The sequence below is a fragment of the Caulobacter sp. GW821-FHT11A05 genome, assembly GCF_058809015.1.
Window position 1 is genome coordinate 181,364 of sequence record NZ_JBXASF010000005.1, and the last position, 18,248, is coordinate 199,611.

General features: G+C 69.3%; 19 protein-coding genes. 9 read left to right on the forward strand and 10 right to left on the reverse strand.

Going from position 1 to position 18,248, the window contains the following annotated elements; translation table 11 throughout:
* Window positions 1-21 precede the first annotated feature (21 nt).
* A complete protein-coding gene (locus AC1RSK_RS09745) occupies window positions 22-609 on the reverse strand; it encodes a hypothetical protein (RefSeq protein WP_492907306.1) in 588 nt (195 codons plus the stop codon).
* A 31-nt stretch (window positions 610-640) separates the two neighbouring features.
* On the opposite strand from AC1RSK_RS09745, the gene AC1RSK_RS09750 reads away from it, so the two are divergent.
* Entirely contained in the window at window positions 641-1,300 is a 660-nt protein-coding gene (locus AC1RSK_RS09750) for a GNAT family N-acetyltransferase (protein WP_492907307.1), read from the forward strand.
* A gap of 42 nt (window positions 1,301-1,342) precedes the next feature.
* A complete protein-coding gene (locus AC1RSK_RS09755) occupies window positions 1,343-2,179 on the forward strand; it encodes an EamA family transporter (protein ID WP_492907308.1) in 837 nt (278 codons plus the stop codon).
* On the opposite strand, the gene AC1RSK_RS09760 is transcribed toward AC1RSK_RS09755, so the two are convergent.
* Entirely contained in the window at window positions 2,176-3,906 is a 1,731-nt protein-coding gene (locus tag AC1RSK_RS09760; RefSeq protein WP_492907420.1) for an ATP-binding protein, read from the reverse strand. The genes AC1RSK_RS09755 and AC1RSK_RS09760 overlap by 4 nt on opposite strands.
* A gap of 102 nt (window positions 3,907-4,008) precedes the next feature.
* Here AC1RSK_RS09760 and AC1RSK_RS09765 point away from each other — a divergent pair, with 102 nt between their 5' ends.
* On the forward strand, window positions 4,009-4,527 hold the full coding sequence (locus tag AC1RSK_RS09765; protein ID WP_492907310.1) for a GNAT family N-acetyltransferase: 519 nt from the start codon (window positions 4,009-4,011) through the stop codon (window positions 4,525-4,527).
* Between the two features lie 146 nt (window positions 4,528-4,673).
* Here the strand turns inward: AC1RSK_RS09765 and AC1RSK_RS09770 are convergent, their stop codons facing one another.
* Window positions 4,674-5,132, reverse strand: a complete 459-nt coding sequence (locus AC1RSK_RS09770) for a MarR family winged helix-turn-helix transcriptional regulator (RefSeq protein ID WP_492907311.1) — start codon at window positions 5,130-5,132, stop codon at window positions 4,674-4,676.
* 143 nt (window positions 5,133-5,275) lie between these two features.
* Between AC1RSK_RS09770 and AC1RSK_RS09775 the strand changes: the two genes are divergently transcribed.
* A complete protein-coding gene (locus tag AC1RSK_RS09775; RefSeq protein ID WP_492907312.1) occupies window positions 5,276-6,301 on the forward strand; it encodes a zinc-dependent alcohol dehydrogenase in 1,026 nt (341 codons plus the stop codon).
* Between the two features lie 81 nt (window positions 6,302-6,382).
* Here AC1RSK_RS09775 and AC1RSK_RS09780 read toward each other — a convergent pair whose 3' ends face one another.
* Window positions 6,383-7,345 (reverse strand): alpha/beta fold hydrolase, encoded by a 963-nt coding sequence (locus tag AC1RSK_RS09780; protein WP_492907313.1) that lies wholly within the window; start codon window positions 7,343-7,345, stop codon window positions 6,383-6,385.
* 150 nt (window positions 7,346-7,495) lie between these two features.
* Between AC1RSK_RS09780 and AC1RSK_RS09785 the strand changes: the two genes are divergently transcribed.
* Window positions 7,496-7,921, forward strand: a complete 426-nt coding sequence (locus AC1RSK_RS09785; RefSeq protein ID WP_492907314.1) for a MarR family winged helix-turn-helix transcriptional regulator — start codon at window positions 7,496-7,498, stop codon at window positions 7,919-7,921.
* Here AC1RSK_RS09785 and AC1RSK_RS09790 read toward each other — a convergent pair.
* From AC1RSK_RS09790 to carB, 3 genes are read right to left on the reverse strand one after another with little or no spacing between them, the layout of a single operon-like run.
* Window positions 7,918-8,583, reverse strand: coding sequence for a glutathione S-transferase family protein (locus AC1RSK_RS09790; RefSeq protein ID WP_492907315.1), 666 nt, complete (start codon window positions 8,581-8,583; stop codon window positions 7,918-7,920). The genes AC1RSK_RS09785 and AC1RSK_RS09790 overlap by 4 nt on opposite strands.
* 57 nt (window positions 8,584-8,640) lie before the next feature.
* A complete protein-coding gene (locus AC1RSK_RS09795) occupies window positions 8,641-9,003 on the reverse strand; it encodes a nuclear transport factor 2-like protein (protein WP_492907316.1) in 363 nt (120 codons plus the stop codon).
* A gap of 3 nt (window positions 9,004-9,006) precedes the next feature.
* Complete coding sequence (gene carB / locus AC1RSK_RS09800) at window positions 9,007-12,297, reverse strand: carbamoyl-phosphate synthase large subunit (protein WP_492907317.1); 3,291 nt, start codon at window positions 12,295-12,297, stop codon at window positions 9,007-9,009.
* 180 nt (window positions 12,298-12,477) lie between these two features.
* Between carB and AC1RSK_RS09805 the strand changes: the two genes are divergently transcribed.
* Genes AC1RSK_RS09805 through AC1RSK_RS09815 form a run of 3 tightly spaced genes read left to right on the forward strand, consistent with a single transcriptional unit; the run spans window position 12,478 to window position 13,738 of the window.
* Window positions 12,478-12,891, forward strand: coding sequence for a cupin domain-containing protein (locus AC1RSK_RS09805; protein ID WP_492907318.1), 414 nt, complete (start codon window positions 12,478-12,480; stop codon window positions 12,889-12,891).
* Window positions 12,888-13,346: an SRPBCC domain-containing protein gene (locus AC1RSK_RS09810; protein ID WP_492907319.1), complete on the forward strand. Its 459-nt coding sequence runs from the start codon at window positions 12,888-12,890 to the stop codon at window positions 13,344-13,346. Before AC1RSK_RS09805 ends, AC1RSK_RS09810 begins: the two co-directional genes overlap by 4 nt.
* Window positions 13,343-13,738, forward strand: coding sequence for a hypothetical protein (locus AC1RSK_RS09815; RefSeq protein ID WP_492907320.1), 396 nt, complete (start codon window positions 13,343-13,345; stop codon window positions 13,736-13,738). The genes AC1RSK_RS09810 and AC1RSK_RS09815 overlap by 4 nt, the downstream gene beginning before the upstream one ends.
* Here the strand turns inward: AC1RSK_RS09815 and AC1RSK_RS09820 are convergent.
* A complete protein-coding gene (locus tag AC1RSK_RS09820; protein ID WP_492907321.1) occupies window positions 13,735-14,562 on the reverse strand; it encodes a DUF2306 domain-containing protein in 828 nt (275 codons plus the stop codon). The genes AC1RSK_RS09815 and AC1RSK_RS09820 overlap by 4 nt on opposite strands.
* Window positions 14,563-14,634: 72 nt before the next feature.
* Here AC1RSK_RS09820 and AC1RSK_RS09825 point away from each other — a divergent pair, with 72 nt between their 5' ends.
* Window positions 14,635-15,648, forward strand: a complete 1,014-nt coding sequence (locus AC1RSK_RS09825; RefSeq protein WP_492907322.1) for an AraC family transcriptional regulator — start codon at window positions 14,635-14,637, stop codon at window positions 15,646-15,648.
* Here the strand turns inward: AC1RSK_RS09825 and AC1RSK_RS09830 are convergent.
* The gene (locus AC1RSK_RS09830; protein ID WP_492907323.1) at window positions 15,635-16,813 is read right to left on the reverse strand and encodes an acetyltransferase domain-containing protein; all 1,179 of its coding nucleotides are present in this window, start codon (window positions 16,811-16,813) and stop codon (window positions 15,635-15,637) included. The genes AC1RSK_RS09825 and AC1RSK_RS09830 overlap by 14 nt on opposite strands.
* Window positions 16,814-17,035: 222 nt before the next feature.
* Complete coding sequence (carA, locus tag AC1RSK_RS09835; protein ID WP_492907324.1) at window positions 17,036-18,199, reverse strand: glutamine-hydrolyzing carbamoyl-phosphate synthase small subunit; 1,164 nt, start codon at window positions 18,197-18,199, stop codon at window positions 17,036-17,038.
* Window positions 18,200-18,248 lie beyond the last annotated feature (49 nt).

Here is an 18,248-nt window from a genome sequence, read left to right on the forward strand (position 1 = left end):
GGTTTCACCACTCCCGTGCGTTCAGGGCAAGGGGGCGGGTTCCGAAGCGGTGTCGTCCGGCGCGGTCATGTCCTCGACGAAGTCGTCCACCGACCGGGCGGCGAACAGCCGGCGCAGGAAGGCGATCACCTGCAGCAGAGAGGAGAGGAAGCCCACCGCCGAGGCGACGAACTGGAAGACCTGCCAAGCGAACTCGAAGGCCGCGCCGGAACTGACCATCTCGACCAGAGGATAGAGCAGCCGGCTGATGGTGATGCGGAACTCGGCGTAGGCGCTGGAGTATTCGATCGACCGATCGGCGATCCAGGCGGCGGCCACGGTGGCCGAGACCGGCGACCATAGCAGGGGCAGCAGCAACAGCGCCGCAAGCAGGACGATGACGACACGGGTGCCGATGGTCTCGGCCGACACCAGGTCCCGGATGACGACCCCGATGAGGGCCAGCGACATGACGCCCAGGCCGATGGGGATGGCCATGTCGGCCAGGTCGATGACGTCGGCGCCGAACAGGTAGCGGCCGGCGAGCACGATGAGGAGCACCAGCAGGAAGCCGCCGAGCCAGGCCAGGCCATACCAGCCGAGGCGGCGCTTGATCAGGACGGTGTTCATGGTCGGCCCCCGCCTCCAGTGAGGCCCCAGCATGCCGCGCAGGCGGCGCGGCGTCCACCTGCCGCTGATGGCTTTGGGCGAGCGCCGTCCGCTTGCTAGGCTGGCGCCGATGAACGACCTCATGCCCCCAACCCCGGTGCTGGTCACCGACCGCCTCGTGCTGAGACCGCTGGCCCTGACCGACGCGCCGGTCGTGCAGCGTCGCTTTCCACGCTGGGAGATCGTCGAGCACCTGGTCACCGTTCCCTGGCCCTATCCCGCCGACGGGGCCGAGACCTTCGTCGCCGGCTCCACCGAGGAGATGCGCGCCGGCGAGAAGTCTCACTGGGCGCTGCAAGCCAAGGCCGGACCTGAGGAGCTGATCGGCATCATCAGCCTGTGGCCCGAGCGGCCGCCGCAGCGCGACCAGCGCGGCTTCTGGCTCGATCCCGACTTCCAGGGCCAGGGCCTGATGACCGAGGCCGCCGACCGCGTCACCGACTACGCCTTCCGGACGCTGGGCTGGCCGGGCCTGTGGCTGACCAACAGCCTCGACAACCGGCCCTCGGCGCGGGTCAAGGAACGCCAGGGCGCCCGCCTGGTCGTCACCGAACCGGCCGTCTACGTGCGCGGCCTGGGGACGCGGCAGATCTGGCGGCTGGAGGCCGCCGACTGGCTGGCGGCGCGGCCGGACCCGCCGGGCGACGCCTGAGGACTTGCCTGACGGCGGGGCAGGGGGCTTAAGGCAAGACCCATGACCGCCCTTCCCCTCGCCGCCCTGATGATGCTGGCCAGCGGGGCGATCCATGCGGTGGTCAACGCCATCCTCAAGTCCGGCCAGGACAAGATGTCGAGCCGGGCGCTGATCGACGGCTTCTCGGGGCTGCTGATCCTGCCGGCGGCCTTCTTCGTGCCGCTGCCGACCGGGGCCTGGGGCTGGCTGGCCGGCAGCTGGGTGACGCACCTCGTCTACCTGATCTGCCTGATCAAGGCCTTCGAGCGGGCCGACATGACGGTGGCCTATCCGATCCTGCGCGGCATCGCGCCCCTGCTGGCGGCCATCGTGGCGGTGGCGGTGTTCGACGAGCCGGTCGGGCTGCTGACCGCCTGCGGTATCGGACTGGTCTCGGCCGGGGTCCTGACCGTGGGCCTGGGGCGGCACGTCGACCGGCGGGCGCTCGGCTGGGCGCTGGCCACGGGGGCGACCATCGCCATCTACACGGTGATCGACGCGCAGGGGGTGCGGGCGGCGCCCAGCGCGCCCAGCTACATCGTCTGGGTGTTTCTTTCCCTGGGATTGGGTATCGCCAGCATCTTCGCGATCTGGCGCGGGCCGGCCTTCGTGGTCTCGGCGCGGGCCGAGTGGAAGGCCGGGCTGACGGCGGGCGCGCTGTCGATCCTTACCTACGGCCTGGCGCTGTGGGCCCTTAGGCTGGGCGACACGCCCCGGCTGGCGGCGCTGCGCGAGACCTCGATCCTGTTCGCCGTGCTGATCGCCGTGGTCTTCCTCAAGGAGCGGCTGACCCGGGGGCGGATCGTCGGGATCGTGGCCATCGCGGCGGGGGCCGGGCTGTTGATCGCGGGGGGCTAAGCCGTCTTCCGCATCTCTTCGGTGGACAGCGCCTTGTCCATCGCCGCCAGCAGTTCTCCCAGCTGGATGGGTTTGGCGACCATGGTGTCCATGCCGGCGGCCAGGTATTCGGCGCGGTGATGGGCCATGGCGTTGGCGGTCAGGGCGATGACCGGGACACGGGGACGGCCTTCGGCGGCCTCCATCGCCCGGATGGCGCAGACGGCGGTGACGCCGTCCATGACCGGCATCTGGATATCCATCAGCACCAGGTCCCAGGGCGCCCTGGCATAGGCCAGCACCGCCTCATGGCCATTCTCGACCATGTGGGCGGTGAGGCCCACCTGGCCCAGCAGGGTGGAGAGCACCAGGCGGTTGGTGGCGTTGTCGTCGGCGACCAGCAGGCGCAGATCGGCGCACTGCTGCGCCTCGGAGGCCGGCGCCTCGGTCTGCGGCGGGGCCTGCGCCCGGACCAGCGGCAGGCGGACGGTGAAGCAGGAGCCTTCGCCCAGGGTGCTTTCCGCGCCGATCGAGCCGCCCATCAGCTCGGCCAGCTGCCGGCAGATGGCCAGGCCCAGGCCCGAGCCGCCGTACTGGCGGCTGGTGGTGGTTTCGGCCTGGACGAAGCGGTCGAAAAGGTGGGCCAGGCGGTCGGGGGCGATGCCGGCGCCGGTGTCGCGAACCGTCAGGGCGACGCCGCCGGCCTCCCGCGCCAGGCGGATGAGCACCTCCCCCTGGTCGGTGAACTTCACGGCATTGGCGATCAGGTTGACCAGGATCTGCTTGAGGCGCGCCGGGTCGCCGGCCCACCAGCCCAGGGTCTCGGGCGGCGCCTCCAGTCGCAGGGCCACGTCCTTCTCGGCGGCCAGCGGGCCGAAGGCGCGGCGGGTGGTCTCGGCCATGGCGGCCAGGTCGACGACCCCCTCCTCGAGGTCGAGCCGGCCGGCCTCGATGCGTGACAGGTCGAGGAGGTCGTTGAGCAGCAGCAGCAGGGTCTCGCCGGAGCCGGCGACGACGGCCAGCCGTTCGCGCTGGGCGGGGCTGAGATCGTCGCGATCCATGGCCTGAACCATGCCCAGCACGCCGTTGAGGGGCGTGCGAATCTCGTGGCTCATGAAGGCCAGGAAGGCGGACTTGGCGGCGTTGGCCTGTTCGGCCCGGCCGCGCTCGGCTTCCAGGTCAAGCTGGCTCTGGGCCAGGACCCGCGCCGCCTGGATGTTCTGCCAGCCGGCCAAGAGGGCGAAGCCACAGCAGAGCAGCGACCCGACCAGGGTCATGGTCAGTTCCGGTCCCGACGCCCGAGGCCACAGCATCGGCGCCAGGATGATGGTCGCCACCGTCGGCGTGGCGTAGACCCACAGGGCCGTCGCCGAGCGGAAGGCGTAGCCGACGGCGTTGAGCAGCAGGGCGCTCCACATCAGGGCGGCGATGAAGGCCGACCCCATGGGCGGGTGCAGCCAGTACAGGACGCCGAACGACAGCCAGAGGAGGTTGCCGGTCATGGAAACCGCCAGCATCCGCAGGCGCTCGCCCCGGGTCGGTTCGCCGTGGCGGCCGAGGTTGTGCGACAGCGGCCAGTCGATCGCCTCCATCGCCAGCACCGCGGCGCCCCAGGCGAGGGCCAGCGTCCAGCCAAGGGCCGGGCCCGAGGCCAGGATCAGGATCACGGCCGCGCCGAGGCGCACCGGCGCCATCCGGCTCGAATCCTGGGCGATCGTGTCCAGATCGGCCAGCCTTGGCTTGAACATCGCGCGCAACTACTGAAGCTCCCTGTCGGCGCGACCCTAGCGGCTCGGGTTGGCCAACCCCTTAACGCGCCGCGCCCGCGACAGGCCGCCGCAGGAGATTTCATGTCGATTGTCATCCGCCCCTGCGCGCCGGGCGACGAGCACCGCCTGTCGATGGTGGCCCGGGCCACCTTCCTGGAAACCTATGCCGGCATCGTCGCGGGCGGCGACATGCTGCTGTTCGGTGAGGGGACCCACAGCCCGGGCGCCTACGCCGGCCTGCTGGCCGACCCCGGCGTCGACCTCTTCCTGGCCACCCTGGAGCCGGGCGAGGCGCCGGTCGGCTATGCGATGGTCTGCAAGCCGGACCTGCCGGTCGAGATCGCCGAGGGCGACCTGGAGCTCAAGCGCATCTACGCCCTGCACCGCTTTCATGGCGGCGGCCTTGGCCTGCGGCTGATGGAGGCGGCGATGGCGGCGGCCCGGGCGCGGGGGGCCAGGCGACTACTGCTGGGCGCCTATGGCGAGAACCACCGCGCCATCGCCTTCTATCGGAAACACGGCTTCGTGCAGGTCGGGACGCGCGTGTTCCACGTCGGGGAAAACTTCTACGACGACGTCGTGCTGGCGGCGGACCTCTAGCCGGGCGCGTTGCTCGCCGGCGACCGCGCTGATCAGCAGGACCAGGGATGAGGACAGCATGGCGGGCTCCGGGGCGAGGGTGAGATCGCACCCTGCCAGACCCCTGCCGCCAGCATGCTGGCAGCAGTCGGCGCCGGGGCTGGGATTCAGGCGCTTTTCGCGACCTCGCGCATCACCCGCTCCCAGCCGCCGATGGAGTCCTCGCCGGCGCTGTCGAAGGCCGCCCGCATCACCCGCCGCTCCAGGTCCGAGGCGTTGCGCTCCACCTGCCGGCCCTGCTCGGTCAGGGCGACGACCTTGAACCGGCGCCGGGCCGGGTCGCGGTCGGCGCGGACCAGACCGGCCTCGAGAAGCTGGCGCATCGGCCGGTGCATCGCCTGTTTGGTGACCCCGAGCGTCGCCACCAGCTCGCCCATCACCACCGCCTCGCGGCGCGCCAGGACGAAGAGGATGCGGTGGTGGACGCGCGACAGGCCAAGGCCGGCCAGGTATTCGTCGGCCTCCCGCGTCATGCCCTTCAGGCCGAAGAACATCAGCTCCAGAGCCCAGTCCTGGGGTTCCAACGAGGCCAGCTCGACGCGGTTCACTCTCGGACTGCGGCTCATGGGGTGTCCAGCACTGGCGATTCTTGGCCGGGGGCGACTGTACCATGGGGCGCCGCGCCCGCCGCCCGACGGCATTAGGTCAATAGTATTGACCTAAATGATCCGGCTTGCCTATGCTCGTCGGCGAACATGGGAGCAGCATCATGAGGGCGTTGATCTACGCCGGGCGGCGGCAGCTGGAGTGGCGCGAGGCGCCCGACCCCAGGGTGGCCGGCGGCCAGCACGCGCTGCTGCGTCCCGTCGCCGCCACCACCTGCGACCTCGACCGCTTCATCATCGGCGGCAAGACCCCCTTCGAGCCGCCCTTCGCGATCGGCCACGAGGCGGTGGCGCAGGTCATCGACGTCGGCGACCAGGTGAAGAACGTCCGGCCCGGCGACTTGGTGATCGTGCCCTGGCACATCAGCTGCGGCGAGTGCCGGCGCTGCCGGGCCGGCCTCACCGCCAGTTGCGAGACGGCCCCGCGCGACGCCTGTTTCGGCATTCCGATCGGCGGCCACCACGGTGGGCTCTTCTCGGAGCTGGTCCTCGCGCCCTTCGCCGACGGCATGCTCATCCCCCTGCCGGCCGGGGTCGATCCGGTCGCGGCGGCGGGGATCAGCGACAATGTGATGGACGCCTGGATCGGGGTGACCCACGGGCTTCGCAAACACCCGGGCGAAGCGGTGCTGATCTACGGCGGGACGGGCAGCCTGGGCTGCTACGCCGTCGACCTGGCCCTGGCCGCCGGGGCCAGCAGCGTCGACTACGTCGATCCCGATCCCTCACGCCGGGCCGTCGCCGCGTCCCTGGGGGCCAGCGTCCATGAGGCCTTCTCGCGGGATTTCGTCAGGCAATTCGCGGTCGTCATCGTCGCCACCCTGAGGCCGGACGAGTTCCGCGACGCCATCTGCGCCGCCGCTCCGGGCGCCCACATCCACAGCGTCTCGATCTTCTTTTCCGACGCACCGATGCCGCTCTGGGAGATGTATATGCGCGACGTCACCTTCTCGACGGGACGGCCCAGCGTCACCCGCGAACGGGCCGGAGAGGTGGTCCAGCTACTGGCCTGTGGCCACATCCATCCCGAACGGGTGGTCAGCCGCGTCGCCGACTGGGATGACGCGCCAGAGGCCCTGCTTGAGGGCGGCCTGAAGCCGGTGGTCTTCCGCCAGCCCCTGGGGGTCTAAAGCCCTGGGAGCGGTGTTCGCATCCCGCCAGACTCCCGCGCGTCGGCCGGCGCCCGCCGAAGCGGACGCCGGCCTCGCAGCCTAGGCTTTGATGAAGGCCAGCAGGTCCTGGTTGATGGTCTCGGCATGGGTCGAAGCCATGCCATGGGGCAGGCCCTTGTAAACCTTCAGCTCGCCCTTCTTGAGCAGCTTGATCCCCAGCAGGGCCGAATCGGCGATCGGCACGATCTGGTCGTCATCGCCGTGCATCAGCAGCACCGGCACGTCGATGGCCTTGAGGTCCTCGGTGAAGTCGGTCTCCGAGAAGGCCTTGATGCAGTCGTAGTGGGCCTTGGCCCCGCCCATCATCCCCTGGCGCCACCAGTTGTCGATGAGGCCCTGGGACACCTTCGCGCCGGGCCGGTTGAAACCGTAGAAGGGGCCCGAGGGAAGGTCGCGATAGAACTGGGCCCGGTTGGCGACCAGGGCGGCGCGGAGGCCGTCGAAGACCTCGATCGGCAAGCCGCCGGGATTGGCCGCGGTCTTCAGCATGATCGGCGGCACCGCCCCGATCAGCACGGCCTTGGCGACGCGGCCGCCGCCGCCGTGGCGGGCGACATAGTGGGCGACCTCGCCGCCGCCCGTCGAATGGCCGACGTGGATGGCGTCCTTCAGGTTCAGATGGGCGGCCAGGGCGGCGACGTCGGCGGCGTAGGTGTCCATCTCGTTGCCGGTGTCGGTCTGGCTGGAGCGGCCGTGGCCGCGGCGGTCATGGGCGATGACCCGGTAGCCCTGGGACAGGAAGAACAGCATCTGGGCGTCCCAGTCGTCGCTGCTCAGCGGCCAGCCGTGATGGAAGACGATCGGCTGGCCTGTTCCCCAGTCCTTGTAGAACAGCTGCGCGCCGTCCTTGAGGGTGATGAAGCCGCCGCCGGCGCCCTTGGACGGCTTCGGCGAGGCGGCCGGGGCGGCCTGCGTCGCCAGGGGCAGGGCGGTCGCGGCGGCCAGGCCCAGGCCGGCGGTCATCAGGCCCCGGCGGGATGCTTGGGTGTTCGACGGGCTCATCTCGATCTCCTCTGGTTGATGCGGCGATATTCAATATCGCGATAACGATATGCCTAGAGCGTCATGGAATGGCTGTCCAGCGTAATATTTATCGCGATATCATTTTTTGTGGTATGGGATGCTATCGGCCGCCGCCAGAAGGAACACCCCGTGCCTGTCCCGTTGGACAACCAGATCTGCTTCACCCTCTACAGCGCCAGCATGGCCATCACCCGCACCTACAAGCCGATGCTGGACGCCATGGGGATCACCTATCCGCAGTATCTGATGCTTAGCGTGCTGGGTGAAGAGGACGGCATGACAATCGGAGCGATTGCCGGCCGGCTTGCCCTGGAATCGAGCACGGTCACCCCGCCGGTGAAGCGGCTGGAGCAGGCCGGCCTGGTCGAGCGCCAGCGCAGCAAGGTCGACGAACGCCAGGTCCAGGTCCGGCTGACCGCCGCCGGCCGGGCCCTGCTGGAGCGCTCAAGCTGCCTGGGCGACACCCTGATGGCCCGCTCGGGGATGACGCCGGACGAGATCCTGGCCCTGAACCGGCAGGTCCGGGCCCTGCGCGACGCTCTGGCTACGGCCTAGTCCGCGAACGCGTACGGTCCGCCCTTTTCCAGCGCCACGCGATAGGCCGGGCGGGCGTGGATGGCTTCCAGGAACTTGGCGACGTGCGGCCGGCCGGTCCTGACCTCGCCGCGCTGGGCGCCGGCTTCCAGGGGGAAGCTCATCATGATGTCGGCGGCGCTGAACGCCTGGCCGGCGAACCAGGGGACCTGGGCCAGGACGCTTTCCCAGTAGTCGAAGTGGCTCTTCAGCTGCGGGTCGACGAAGGTGCGGATCGCCCGGCCGGAGATGGCCCCCACGAAGGGCTTCATCAGCGCCGGCGCCCGGGCCGGCAGGTTGGAGAAGATCAGCTTGAGCAGCAGCGGCGACATGGCCGAGCCCTCGGCGTAGTGCAGCCAGTAGGTCCAGGCCAGCCGTTCGGGCGTGCCGGCGGCGGGCCGCAGCTTGCCGCCGGCCTTCTCGACCAGGTACTCGATGATCGCCCCGGTCTCGGCCAGCACGTAGTTGCCGTCGACCACCACCGGCGACTTGCCGAGCGGATGGATGGCCTTCAGCGAGGCCGGCGCCAGCATGGTCTTGGGATCGCGTTGATGGTGGACGATCTCGTAGGGCAGGCCAAGTTCCTCCAGCAGCCACAGCACGCGCTGGGAGCGGGAGTTGTTGAGGTGGTGGACGGTCAGCATGGCGGGTTCCTGGGTGTGGTCGGGAACCTAGGGTGTTTTACGGCGTAAGCAAGGGGTTCAGCCGGCCATCTGCGCCGGGTCGTAGTAGAACCGCTCCTCGACGATGAACTCGCCCTCCCAGCGCTGCCAGGCGATCTCGTTGAGGGTGCGGGGTTCGCCGCCGTGGGGGGTGATCTCGAACACCCAGTTGACGGCGCTGCGGTCGCCGCCGAGCAGCGCCACCGAGCCCGGCACGCAGACGATCTTGCTGCGGCGCAGGGCGGCCTCTTCGTTGTCGGCCAGGGCGTCGCGGCCGATGATCGAGCGGCCCATGTTCTCCTGCATCGAGGCGTGCGGGGCGTAGAATCGCTCGATGGCCTCGACATAACGGCCGGCCTCGACGGTGGCGACGAACTCGGCGAAGCGGGCGGGGGTGGGCATGGGCTACGCGTAGCTCTGCAGCGGCCGCACATCCAGCGCTTCGGTTGGGGCCGTGGCGATGGCCTGGGCCGCCGCCGCCGCGCCGGCGGCGGTGGTGTAGTAGGGGATCTTCATCATCAGGGCGGTGCGGCGGATCTCGAAGCTGTCGGCCAGGGACTGCTTGCCCTCGGTGGTGTTGATGACCAGCTGCACCTCGCCGTTCTTCATGGCGTCGACGATGTGCGGCCGGCCCTCCAGAACCTTGCGGACGAACTCGACCTCGACGCCCTGCTCCTTGAGCCAGGCGCAGGTGCCGCTCGTCGCCAGCACCCGGAAGCCGGAGGCCAGCAAGGTCTTCACCGGCTCGAGGATCATGCCCTTGTCGGCGTCGCGCACCGAGACGAAGGCGCAGCCGGCCCGCGGCAGCTCGACGCCGCCGCCCAGCTGGCTCTTGGCGAACGCACGTGCAAACGCCGGCGCCAGGTCGGCCTCGCCGTCGCGCTTCCAGTCGAGGCCCATGACCTCGCCGGTCGAGCGCATCTCGGGGCCGAGGATGGTGTCGACGCCCGGGAACCGCGCGAACGGGAAGACCGCTTCCTTGACGGCGATGTGGTCGGGCTCGCCCTGGACGAGGCCGAAGCTGGCCAGCGGCACGCCGGCCATCAGCTTGGCGGCGATGGCGGCGACCGGGAAGCCGACGGCCTTGGCGACGAAGGGCACGGTGCGGCTGGCCCGGGGGTTCACTTCCAGGACGTAGATGCGCGGGCTCGGGCCCAGCGGCTCCTCGATGGCGAACTGCACGTTCATCAGGCCGCGGACGTTGAGGGCCAATGCCATTTCCGTGGTCTGGCGCTTGAGCTCAGCGATGGTTTCCTTGGTCAGCGAGAAGGGCGGCAGGGAGCAGGCCGAGTCGCCAGAGTGCACCCCGGCCTCCTCGATATGCTCCATCACCCCGGCGACGAAGACGTCCTTGCCGTCGCACAGGGCGTCGACATCGACCTCGGTGGCGCGGCTCAGGTACTGGTCGATCAGCACCGGGCTGTCGCCGCTGACCTGCACGGCGGTGGCGATGTAGCGCTCCAGCTGGGCGTGGTCGTGGACGATCTCCATGCCCCGGCCGCCGAGCACGTAGGACGGCCGGATGACCACCGGGAAGCCGACCTCGTCGGCGGCGGCGATGGCCTGTTCGGCGCTGCGGGCCAGCGAATTGCGCGGCTGGGCGATGTTGAGCTTGTGGAGCAGCTGCTGGAAGCGCTCGCGGTCTTCGGCCAGGTCGATGGCGTCGGGGCTGGTGCCGAGGATCGGCACCCCGGCCTGCTCCAGCGGATGGGCCAGCTTCAGCGGCGTCTGGCCGCCGAACTGGACGATGACGCCGAGCAGGGTGCCGTTCGATTGCTCGACGGCGATCAGCTCCAGCACGTCCTCGGCCGTCAGCGGCTCGAAGTAGAGGCGGTCGGAGGTGTCGTAGTCGGTCGAGACGGTCTCGGGGTTGCAGTTGACCATGATCGACTCGACGCCGATCTCGTCCAGCGCGAAGGCGGCGTGGCAGCAGCAGTAGTCGAACTCGATGCCCTGGCCGATGCGGTTGGGACCGCCGCCGAGGATAATCGCCTTCTTCCGGTCAGAGGGGGCGGACTCGCAGTCCGGCGCCTGGCCCAGCGCCCCGGTCTCGTAGGTCGAGTACATGTAGGGGGTGGTGGCGGCGAACTCGCCGGCGCAGGTGTCGATGCGCTTGAACACCGGCCGCACGTCGAGGGCGTGGCGGCGGGCCCGCACCTCCATCTCGGTCATGTCGGTCAGCTTGGCCAGGCGGGCGTCGGAGAAGCCCTTGGCCTTGAGGCGGCGCAGGCCTTGCGCGGCCGGCAGGCCGCCGGCCCGGACCAGGCCCTCTTCGCGGACCAGATCCTGGATCTGGCGCAGGAACCAGGGCTCGTAGGAACAGGCGAGGTTGACCTCTTCCACCGTCAGGCCGTGGCGGAAGGCCTGGGCGATGACCAGCAGCCGCTCGGGCGTCGGCTTGGCCAGGGCGCGCAGGACGGCGGCGTGGGCGTTGTCCGGATCGTCGGTTCCGGGGATGTCGATCTCATCGAGGCCGGTCAGGCCCGTCTCCAGCCCGCGCAGGGCCTTCTGCAGGCTCTCGGCGAAGGTGCGGCCGATGGCCATGACCTCGCCGACCGACTTCATGCTGGTGGTCAGATGCGGCTCCGACCCCGGGTACTTCTCGAAGGCGAAGCGCGGGATCTTGGTGACCACATAGTCGATGCTGGGCTCGAAACTGGCCGGCATCGCCCCGCCGGTGATGTCATTGTCCAGCTCGTCGAGGGTATAGCCGACCGCCAGCTTGGCGGCGATTTTGGCGATCGGGAAACCGGTGGCCTTCGAGGCCAGCGCCGAAGAGCGCGAGACCCGCGGGTTCATCTCGATGACGACCATCCGGCCGTCGGCGGGGTTGACGGCGAACTGCACGTTCGAGCCGCCGGTCTCCACCCCGATCTCGCGCAGCACGGCGATGCTGGCCGCCCGCATGCGCTGGTATTCCTTGTCGGTCAGGGTCAGGGCCGGGGCGACCGTAATTGAATCGCCGGTATGGACGCCCATCGGGTCGATGTTCTCGATGGAGCAGACGATGATGCAGTTGTCCGCCTTGTCGCGGACGACCTCCATCTCATACTCCTTCCAGCCCAGCACGCTCTCCTCGATGAGGACCTCGGTGGTGGGGGACAGGTCGAGGCCGCGCTCGACGATCTCGCGGAATTCCTCGACATTGTAGGCGATGCCGCCGCCGGTGCCGGCCAGGGTGAAGCTCGGCCGGATGATGGCCGGCAGGCCGACGAAGTCGAGGCCGGCCAGCGCTTCATCCATGGTATGGGCGGCGTGGGACTTGGGCGATTCCAGACCCAGGTGGTCCATGGCGTCGCGGAATTTCTGGCGGTCCTCGGCCTTGTCGATGACGTCGGCTTTCGCGCCGATCATCTCGACCCCGAACTTTTCCAGCACCCCCATGGATTCGAGGGCGAGGGCGGTGTTCAGCGCCGTCTGGCCGCCCATGGTCGGCAGCAGGGCGTCAGGCCGCTCCTTCTCGATGATCTTGGCGACCATCTGGGGCGTGATGGGCTCGATGTAGGTCGCATCCGCCACGTCCGGATCGGTCATGATGGTGGCGGGGTTGGAGTTGACCAGGATGATCCGGTAGCCCTCGGCCCGCAGCGCCTTGCAGGCCTGCACCCCCGAATAGTCGAACTCGCAGGCCTGGCCGATGACGATGGGGCCGGCGCCGATGATCAGGATGGACTTGATGTCGGTGCGTTTGGGCATTGCGGTTCTTTTGTTCCAGTCGCGCACAGGGGCGGTCGCGCCGATGCGCGCCCGTCCCCCTGTGGTTTCTTATTCAGGCTAAGGCGCCCGTTTAGAGAGGGGAGGGGGGTAGGGCAACCCCATTCCTCCCCCTTGTCGGGCCCGTGGCCCTGGGGGAGGATCGGGACAGGAGACAACACCATGAAAACCGCCGCCTTCGCCGCCGTCCTGACCCTTGCCGCGGCGCTGCCGGCGGTCGCCCAGGCCCCCGAGGCGCATGTGCTGGGGACCTACACGACGACCAACACCGGACAGCCGATTCTGCTGGCGGAGGGTCCGCTGACCCTGACCGTCAGCCGGGTGACGATTCCCGCCGGCGCCAGCCTGCCGGTCCATAAGCATCCCTTCCAGCGCTATGCCTACGTCGAGTCCGGCAGCATCCAGGTCCGCAACCTCGACACCGGCACGGCCGTCGAGTTCAAGCCCGGCGCCACCATCGTCGAGGCCCGCGACCAGTGGCATACGGGCACGGCGCTGGGAAAGCAGCCGGTGGTGCTGCTGGTCATCGACCAGACGCCGGAGGGGAAGGCGAACACGGTGCGGAAGGAGCCGTGACCGGGCGGACGGACCGGGGCGAGCGGCTGATCGCGGCGCCGCCCGGGCGCCTCTACGCCGCCCACCTGAACGCCGAGGCCGTCGCCGCCTGGCGCCCGCCGCAAGGCATGCGGGCCGAGATTTATCGCTTCGACCCACGTGAAGGCGGTGGCTACCGCATGGCCTTCGTCTACGAGGACGCCTCGGTCGCCGGAAAGTCCGGCGGCGCGGCCGACATCTTCGAAGCCACCTACCTCGAACTGGTCCCGAACCGCCGTATCGTCGAGCGGGTGACCTTCGAGTCCGCCGATCCGGCCTTCGCCGAGCCGATGACCGTCACCACCACCTTCACGCCCGAAGGCGACGCGACGCGGGTGACCTCGGTCTGCGAGAACGTCTCGCCGGCGATCAGCGAGGCCGATCACCAGGAGGGCATCGCCTCCAGCCTGGAGAACCTGGCAAGGTTCGTCGCGTGAGCCGGCCCCAGCCGGAACCGGAGATCGTCTCCGCCCTGCGCGCCATCTGCCTGGGCTTGCCCGAGGCGCATGAGGAACCCGCCTGGACCGGGACGCGCTGGCGCATCCGCAAGGAAACCTTCGCCCATGTGGTGCGCATCGAGGACGGCTGGCCGCCGGCCTACGCCAAGGCGGCGGGCTCGGCGGGGCCGCTGACCGTGCTGACCTTCCGCTCGACGATCGCCGGCTTCGATCCGCTGCACTATGCGCAGGCGCCCTTCTTCCGGCCGGTCTGGTTCGCCGACATCGTCGGGTTGCGGCTGGAGGCGGCCACCGACTGGGACGAGGTCGCGGGGCTGATCGAGGCCAGCTACCGGGCCCTGGCGCCGCGCAAGCTGGTCGATCGGCTTTAGATCGTCCCGCCGTTGGCGATGCGGATCGAGACGAACGAAAAGATCACTGCACCGATGGCCATCAGCAGGGTAAAGAATCCCAGCACCCAGGCGGCCGTCAGCTTGACCGCGCCGCTGCCGCTGTCGCGGGCCCGCAGATAGAGCTCCAGCACCGCCAGCGGCAGCAGGTAGCAGCCGAAGGTCCAGATCAGGAAGGCCGTGCCGTTGACGCCTTTCAGCCCGATCCCCCGGCTGAACATCATCCAGACCACGAAGCCGACCCGGGTGAACCACTGGGCGTTGGAGACCAGGTAGAGCCGCAGCGCCCAGCGCCGATGGCTGACGAAATCCCGGCCCCGCGCGGTCCTGTAGGCGAGGCCCGCGAAGGCCAGGATCAGCACCGCGTTGCCGGTGATCGCCCAGCTGCCCAGCTTCGCCGGCTCGGGCGACCGCAGCCAGATCAGCCCCAACCCCGTCAGGCTCAGCGACACGGCCGTAACCAGGAACAGCCGCCCGTTCCAGCGGTGGAACCTTGGCCAGCGGGCCCGGACCTGGGGCATCACCTGCAGCGCCCCGCCAAAGGCGATCACTCCGGCCAGCAGGGCGTGGGCCCCGAAGGTCAGGTTGCCGATCAGATCGTCCGGCCGGTAGGCGTTATCCAGCATCTTGTTGCGGGTCCAGGCCTCGAAGTCGCCGCTGAGCGTCGTGGGCCCGTAGAAGCCGGCGATGTAGGTCAGGAAGGCCCACTGGCCAACCAGGGCGACGGCCAGCCAGACGCCGGCGGTGCGGACCAGGAGTTGGTCGGGGGAGACGCGGGAACGCGGAACGGCAATGGCAAGGGTCAAGACTATGGTCCTCTACTCTTCGCGAGGCTATCCATCGGGCCGCACTTGGACATGACGCCAGGCATCAAAAGCATGACCGCGGAATTCACCGTCGGCGCCGGCTTCGCGCGCGGTCTGCTGGACTTCGCGGTCGCCAAGGGCGCCGATCGCGAGGCGCTGCTGGCCGCCAGCGGTCTGGATCCGGCCGTGCTGAGCGATCCGGCCGGCCGGGCGCCGTTCAGCGGCTATGTCGCCCTGGTCCGCGCCGCCAAGGCCCTGACCGGCGATCCGGCCCTGGCCCTGCATTACGGCGAGCAGGTCGACATCTCGAAGGTCTCCATCGTCGGGCTGATCAGCCAGGCGGCGCCGGACATGATCGGCGGCTTCACCCGGCTGAACCAGTTCGTGCGGCTGATCGTCGAGACCCGCAACGGCGGCAACGGCGAACGCTTCCAGCTGGTCCGCGATCGCCAGGGAATCTGGGTGGTCGACGCCCGCCTGAACCCCGACACCTTCCCGGAGCTGACCGAGTCGGCCCTCGCCCAGCTGGTCTGCGGCCCGCGTCGCCACGGCCAGCCCGACACCCTGAAGGAGGCTCACTTCACCTTCCCGGCCCCGGCCTATGCCGCCGAGTTCGAGCGTGTTTTCAAGGTTCCGGTGGTGTTTGGCAGCCGCCGCAACGGCTTCCTGGTCGACGGCCGCATGCTGGGCCTCCCGGTCGGCCTGCTGCCTGACTACGCCGGCGACCTGCTCACCGAGCGGGCCCAGGCCCAGCTGGCCGATCTCGACAGCTCCAAGTCGGCTCGGGGCCGGGTCGAGGGCGTGCTCACGTCGATGATCCGCGCCGGCCAGCCCGGCATGGACGCGGTCGCCGACGCCCTGAAGATCAGCCGCCAGCGGCTCTACCGCCAGCTGCGCGCCGAGGGGACCCGCTTCGAGCAGGTGCTCGACGGCCTGCGCCACCGCCTGGCGCTGGAATACCTCAGGGAGCAGGGCGCCTCGGTCAACGAGACCGCCTACCTGCTGGGGTTTTCAGACCCGGCGGCTTTTTCACGGGCGTTCAAGCGCTGGACGGGGACCAGCCCGAAGTCGGTCAGAGGTAGCTGAGCCACCAGTCGCGCCGCCGACGCTTGAGCTCGCCCCACCAGCGGCAGACCGGATAGAGGGCCACCAGGACGATGGCCCAGACCAGATAGACCACCCACAACGGATGGCCCCAGCCGCTCTCGATCAGCGCTCCGGGGTTGGCCATGAAGCCGAGGAAGATGTCGGCCGGGTAGCCGGTCGCCAACCCCACGCCCAGCATCAGGGCGTGGCCGAGGAAGATGTGCAGCACATAGAAGGCCAGCGGGGCGCGGCCGTAGACCAGCAGCACGTCGGCGAACCAGCCTTTGGCCTTCTCCAGATGCGGCAGCAGCATCAGCGCCGGGCCCAGGGTGATCAGCAGATAGTCGAGCGAGGGCGGGTATTTGGAGACGTTGAACAGTGAGAACCCGTCGCGCAGCACACCTGGCTGATCGCTCCAGAGACCGGGATTGCCATAGAGGTTGAAGCCTCGCAGCACCGCGAAGGCGACGATCATGCCCAGACCCAGCAGGGTCAGCAGGCGAGCCCGCCTGTCCGGTTCCATCTGGAACATCGGACCCAGGCCGTAGCCGAAGGCCATCACCCCAATCCACGGGATCAGCGGATAGGAGACGAAGACGAAGCCGTTCCACCCCGGCTGGTGCAGGATCATCCACCAGGGGCCGAGGTCCCCCAGCTGCTGGGCCTTGATCGGGTCGAGCAGGTTGTGCAGCAGGATCATCGCCGCCCCGATGGCCAGCACGGCGCGCGTCGGCAGCCAGACCAGGCCGGCCAGCACGATCATCGAGACGCCGATGGCCCAGATGATGATCAGGGCGAACCCCGGAATGTTGAAGTTCCAGCCGAAGTTGATCAGCGTCAGCTCCAGCAGGATCAGCCACAGGCCCCGCGAAACCAGGAACCAGGACAGGGCCTTGGTGTCCCGGCCGTTGTAGCCCTGCAGGAAGGCGCTCATTCCGGCCAGCAGGACAAAGGTCGGGGCGCAGAAGTGTGTCACCCAGCGGGTCAGATAGAGGGCCAGATCGGTCTTCGCCGGATCCAGCGGGTCCATGATCCAGGCCTTGTCGTGAAAGAAGTCCCGCACATGGTCGAGGGCCATCAGCACGATGACCGCCCCGCGCAGCATGTCGATGGAGGCGAGGCGTTGCTTGGCGGGCGGTTCGCCGGTGGTCACGGGTTCGGTCATGGTCCGCCCTCTCCCCAGAGAACGGTGATTTTGGCCATGCGCGTGAGGTCGGGCAATAGAGTTCCTCCCCCTTTCGGGGGAGGGGGACCGCGCGCGAAGCGCGGGGTGGAGGGGGTCCCCACTGGCGGTTGGGTCAGCGTCGTCGCGAACGTCCGCGGTGACCCCCTCCGTCAGCGGCTTCGCCGCTGCCACCTCCCCCAAGAGGGGGAGGAACCTGGAACTCTACTTCGCCTTGTCCATCAGCCCGGCGAAGCGCTCGAACAGATACAGGCTGTCCGTCGGCCCCGGCGAGGCTTCCGGGTGGTGTTGCACGCTGAACACCGGCTTGTCGGTCAGGGCGAGGCCGGCGTTGGTGCCGTCGAACAGGGAGACGTGGGTCTCGGTGACGGCGGCCGGCAGGCTGTCGCGGTCGACGGTGAAGCCGTGGTTCATCGAGACGATCTCGACCTTGCCGGTGGTCAGGTCCTTCACGGGGTGGTTGGCCCCGTGGTGGCCCTGGTCCATCTTCACCGTGCTCGCGCCCAGCGCCCGGGCCAGCATCTGGTGGCCCAGGCAGATGCCGAACACCGGCGTGCCGCTGTTCACCAGCTTCTGGATCTCCGGCACGGCATAGACGCCGGTCGCCGCCGGGTCGCCCGGACCGTTGGACAGCAGCACCCCGTCCGGTTTGCGGGCCAGGATGTCCTCGGCGCTGGTGTCGGCCGGCACGACGGTGGCGCGGGCCCCGATGGAGGCCAGGCTGCGCAGGATGTTGCGCTTGACCCCATAGTCGACGACCACGACCTCGTACTTTGGGGTCTCGAGTTTGTCGTAGCCGCCTTCCCAGTCCCAGCGGGTCTCGTCCCAGGTGAAGGTCTGGCGGGTGGTGGCGTCCTTGGCCAGGTCCAGGCCGACCAGCCCCGACCATTCGGCGGCCTTGGCCTGCAGGGCGGGGATGTCGAAGTCGCCGGTCGGGCTGTGGGCGATGACCGCGTGCGGCATGCCCTTCTCGCGGATCAGCTTGGTCAGGCTGCGGGTGTCGACCCCGGCCAGGCCGATGACGCCGCGCCGCGTCATCCAGTCGTTCAGGGTGGCGTTGGCCCGCCAGTTCGCCGGCTCGGTCGGCGTATCGCGGAAGATGGCCCCGCGGGCGGCGGTCTCGGACGCGCCGCTGATCTGTTCCAGGTCTTCGCTGTTGGTCCCGGTGTTGCCCATGTGGGGGAAGGTGAAGGCGACGATCTGGGCCATGTAGGAGGGATCGGTGAGGATCTCCTGGTAGCCGGTCATGGCGGTGTTGAAGCAGACCTCGCCGACCGCGTCGCCCGTGGCCCCGACCCCGATCCCCTGCAGGACCGTGCCGTCGGCGAGAACCAGAACGCCGGTGACGCCGGGAAGAAGGTCGGTCATGGGCGTGGTGCTCCGGGGTGGCTGGACAAACGGGCGCGTTGGTAGTGAG

Excerpts from the sequence above, each read along its gene's own strand:
- AC1RSK_RS09830 (WP_492907323.1), bottom strand. The coding sequence starts at position 16,813 with ATGACCGAACCCGTGACCACCGGCGAACCGCCCGCCAAGCAACGCCTC.
- carB (WP_492907317.1), bottom strand. The coding sequence starts at position 12,297 with ATGCCCAAACGCACCGACATCAAGTCCATCCTGATCATCGGCGCCGGC.
- AC1RSK_RS09790 (WP_492907315.1), bottom strand. The coding sequence starts at position 8,583 with ATGCTGACCGTCCACCACCTCAACAACTCCCGCTCCCAGCGCGTGCTG.
- AC1RSK_RS09760 (WP_492907420.1), bottom strand. The coding sequence starts at position 3,906 with ATGTTCAAGCCAAGGCTGGCCGATCTGGACACGATCGCCCAGGATTCG.
- AC1RSK_RS09825 (WP_492907322.1), top strand. The coding sequence starts at position 14,635 with ATGACCGCGGAATTCACCGTCGGCGCCGGCTTCGCGCGCGGTCTGCTG.
- AC1RSK_RS09805 (WP_492907318.1), top strand. The coding sequence starts at position 12,478 with ATGAAAACCGCCGCCTTCGCCGCCGTCCTGACCCTTGCCGCGGCGCTG.
- AC1RSK_RS09745 (WP_492907306.1), bottom strand. The coding sequence starts at position 609 with ATGAACACCGTCCTGATCAAGCGCCGCCTCGGCTGGTATGGCCTGGCC.
- carA (WP_492907324.1), bottom strand. The coding sequence starts at position 18,199 with ATGACCGACCTTCTTCCCGGCGTCACCGGCGTTCTGGTTCTCGCCGAC.
- AC1RSK_RS09755 (WP_492907308.1), top strand. The coding sequence starts at position 1,343 with ATGACCGCCCTTCCCCTCGCCGCCCTGATGATGCTGGCCAGCGGGGCG.
- AC1RSK_RS09770 (WP_492907311.1), bottom strand. The coding sequence starts at position 5,132 with ATGAGCCGCAGTCCGAGAGTGAACCGCGTCGAGCTGGCCTCGTTGGAA.
- AC1RSK_RS09765 (WP_492907310.1), top strand. The coding sequence starts at position 4,009 with ATGTCGATTGTCATCCGCCCCTGCGCGCCGGGCGACGAGCACCGCCTG.
- AC1RSK_RS09775 (WP_492907312.1), top strand. The coding sequence starts at position 5,276 with ATGAGGGCGTTGATCTACGCCGGGCGGCGGCAGCTGGAGTGGCGCGAG.
- AC1RSK_RS09795 (WP_492907316.1), bottom strand. The coding sequence starts at position 9,003 with ATGCCCACCCCCGCCCGCTTCGCCGAGTTCGTCGCCACCGTCGAGGCC.
- AC1RSK_RS09750 (WP_492907307.1), top strand. The coding sequence starts at position 641 with ATGCCGCGCAGGCGGCGCGGCGTCCACCTGCCGCTGATGGCTTTGGGC.
- AC1RSK_RS09780 (WP_492907313.1), bottom strand. The coding sequence starts at position 7,345 with ATGAGCCCGTCGAACACCCAAGCATCCCGCCGGGGCCTGATGACCGCC.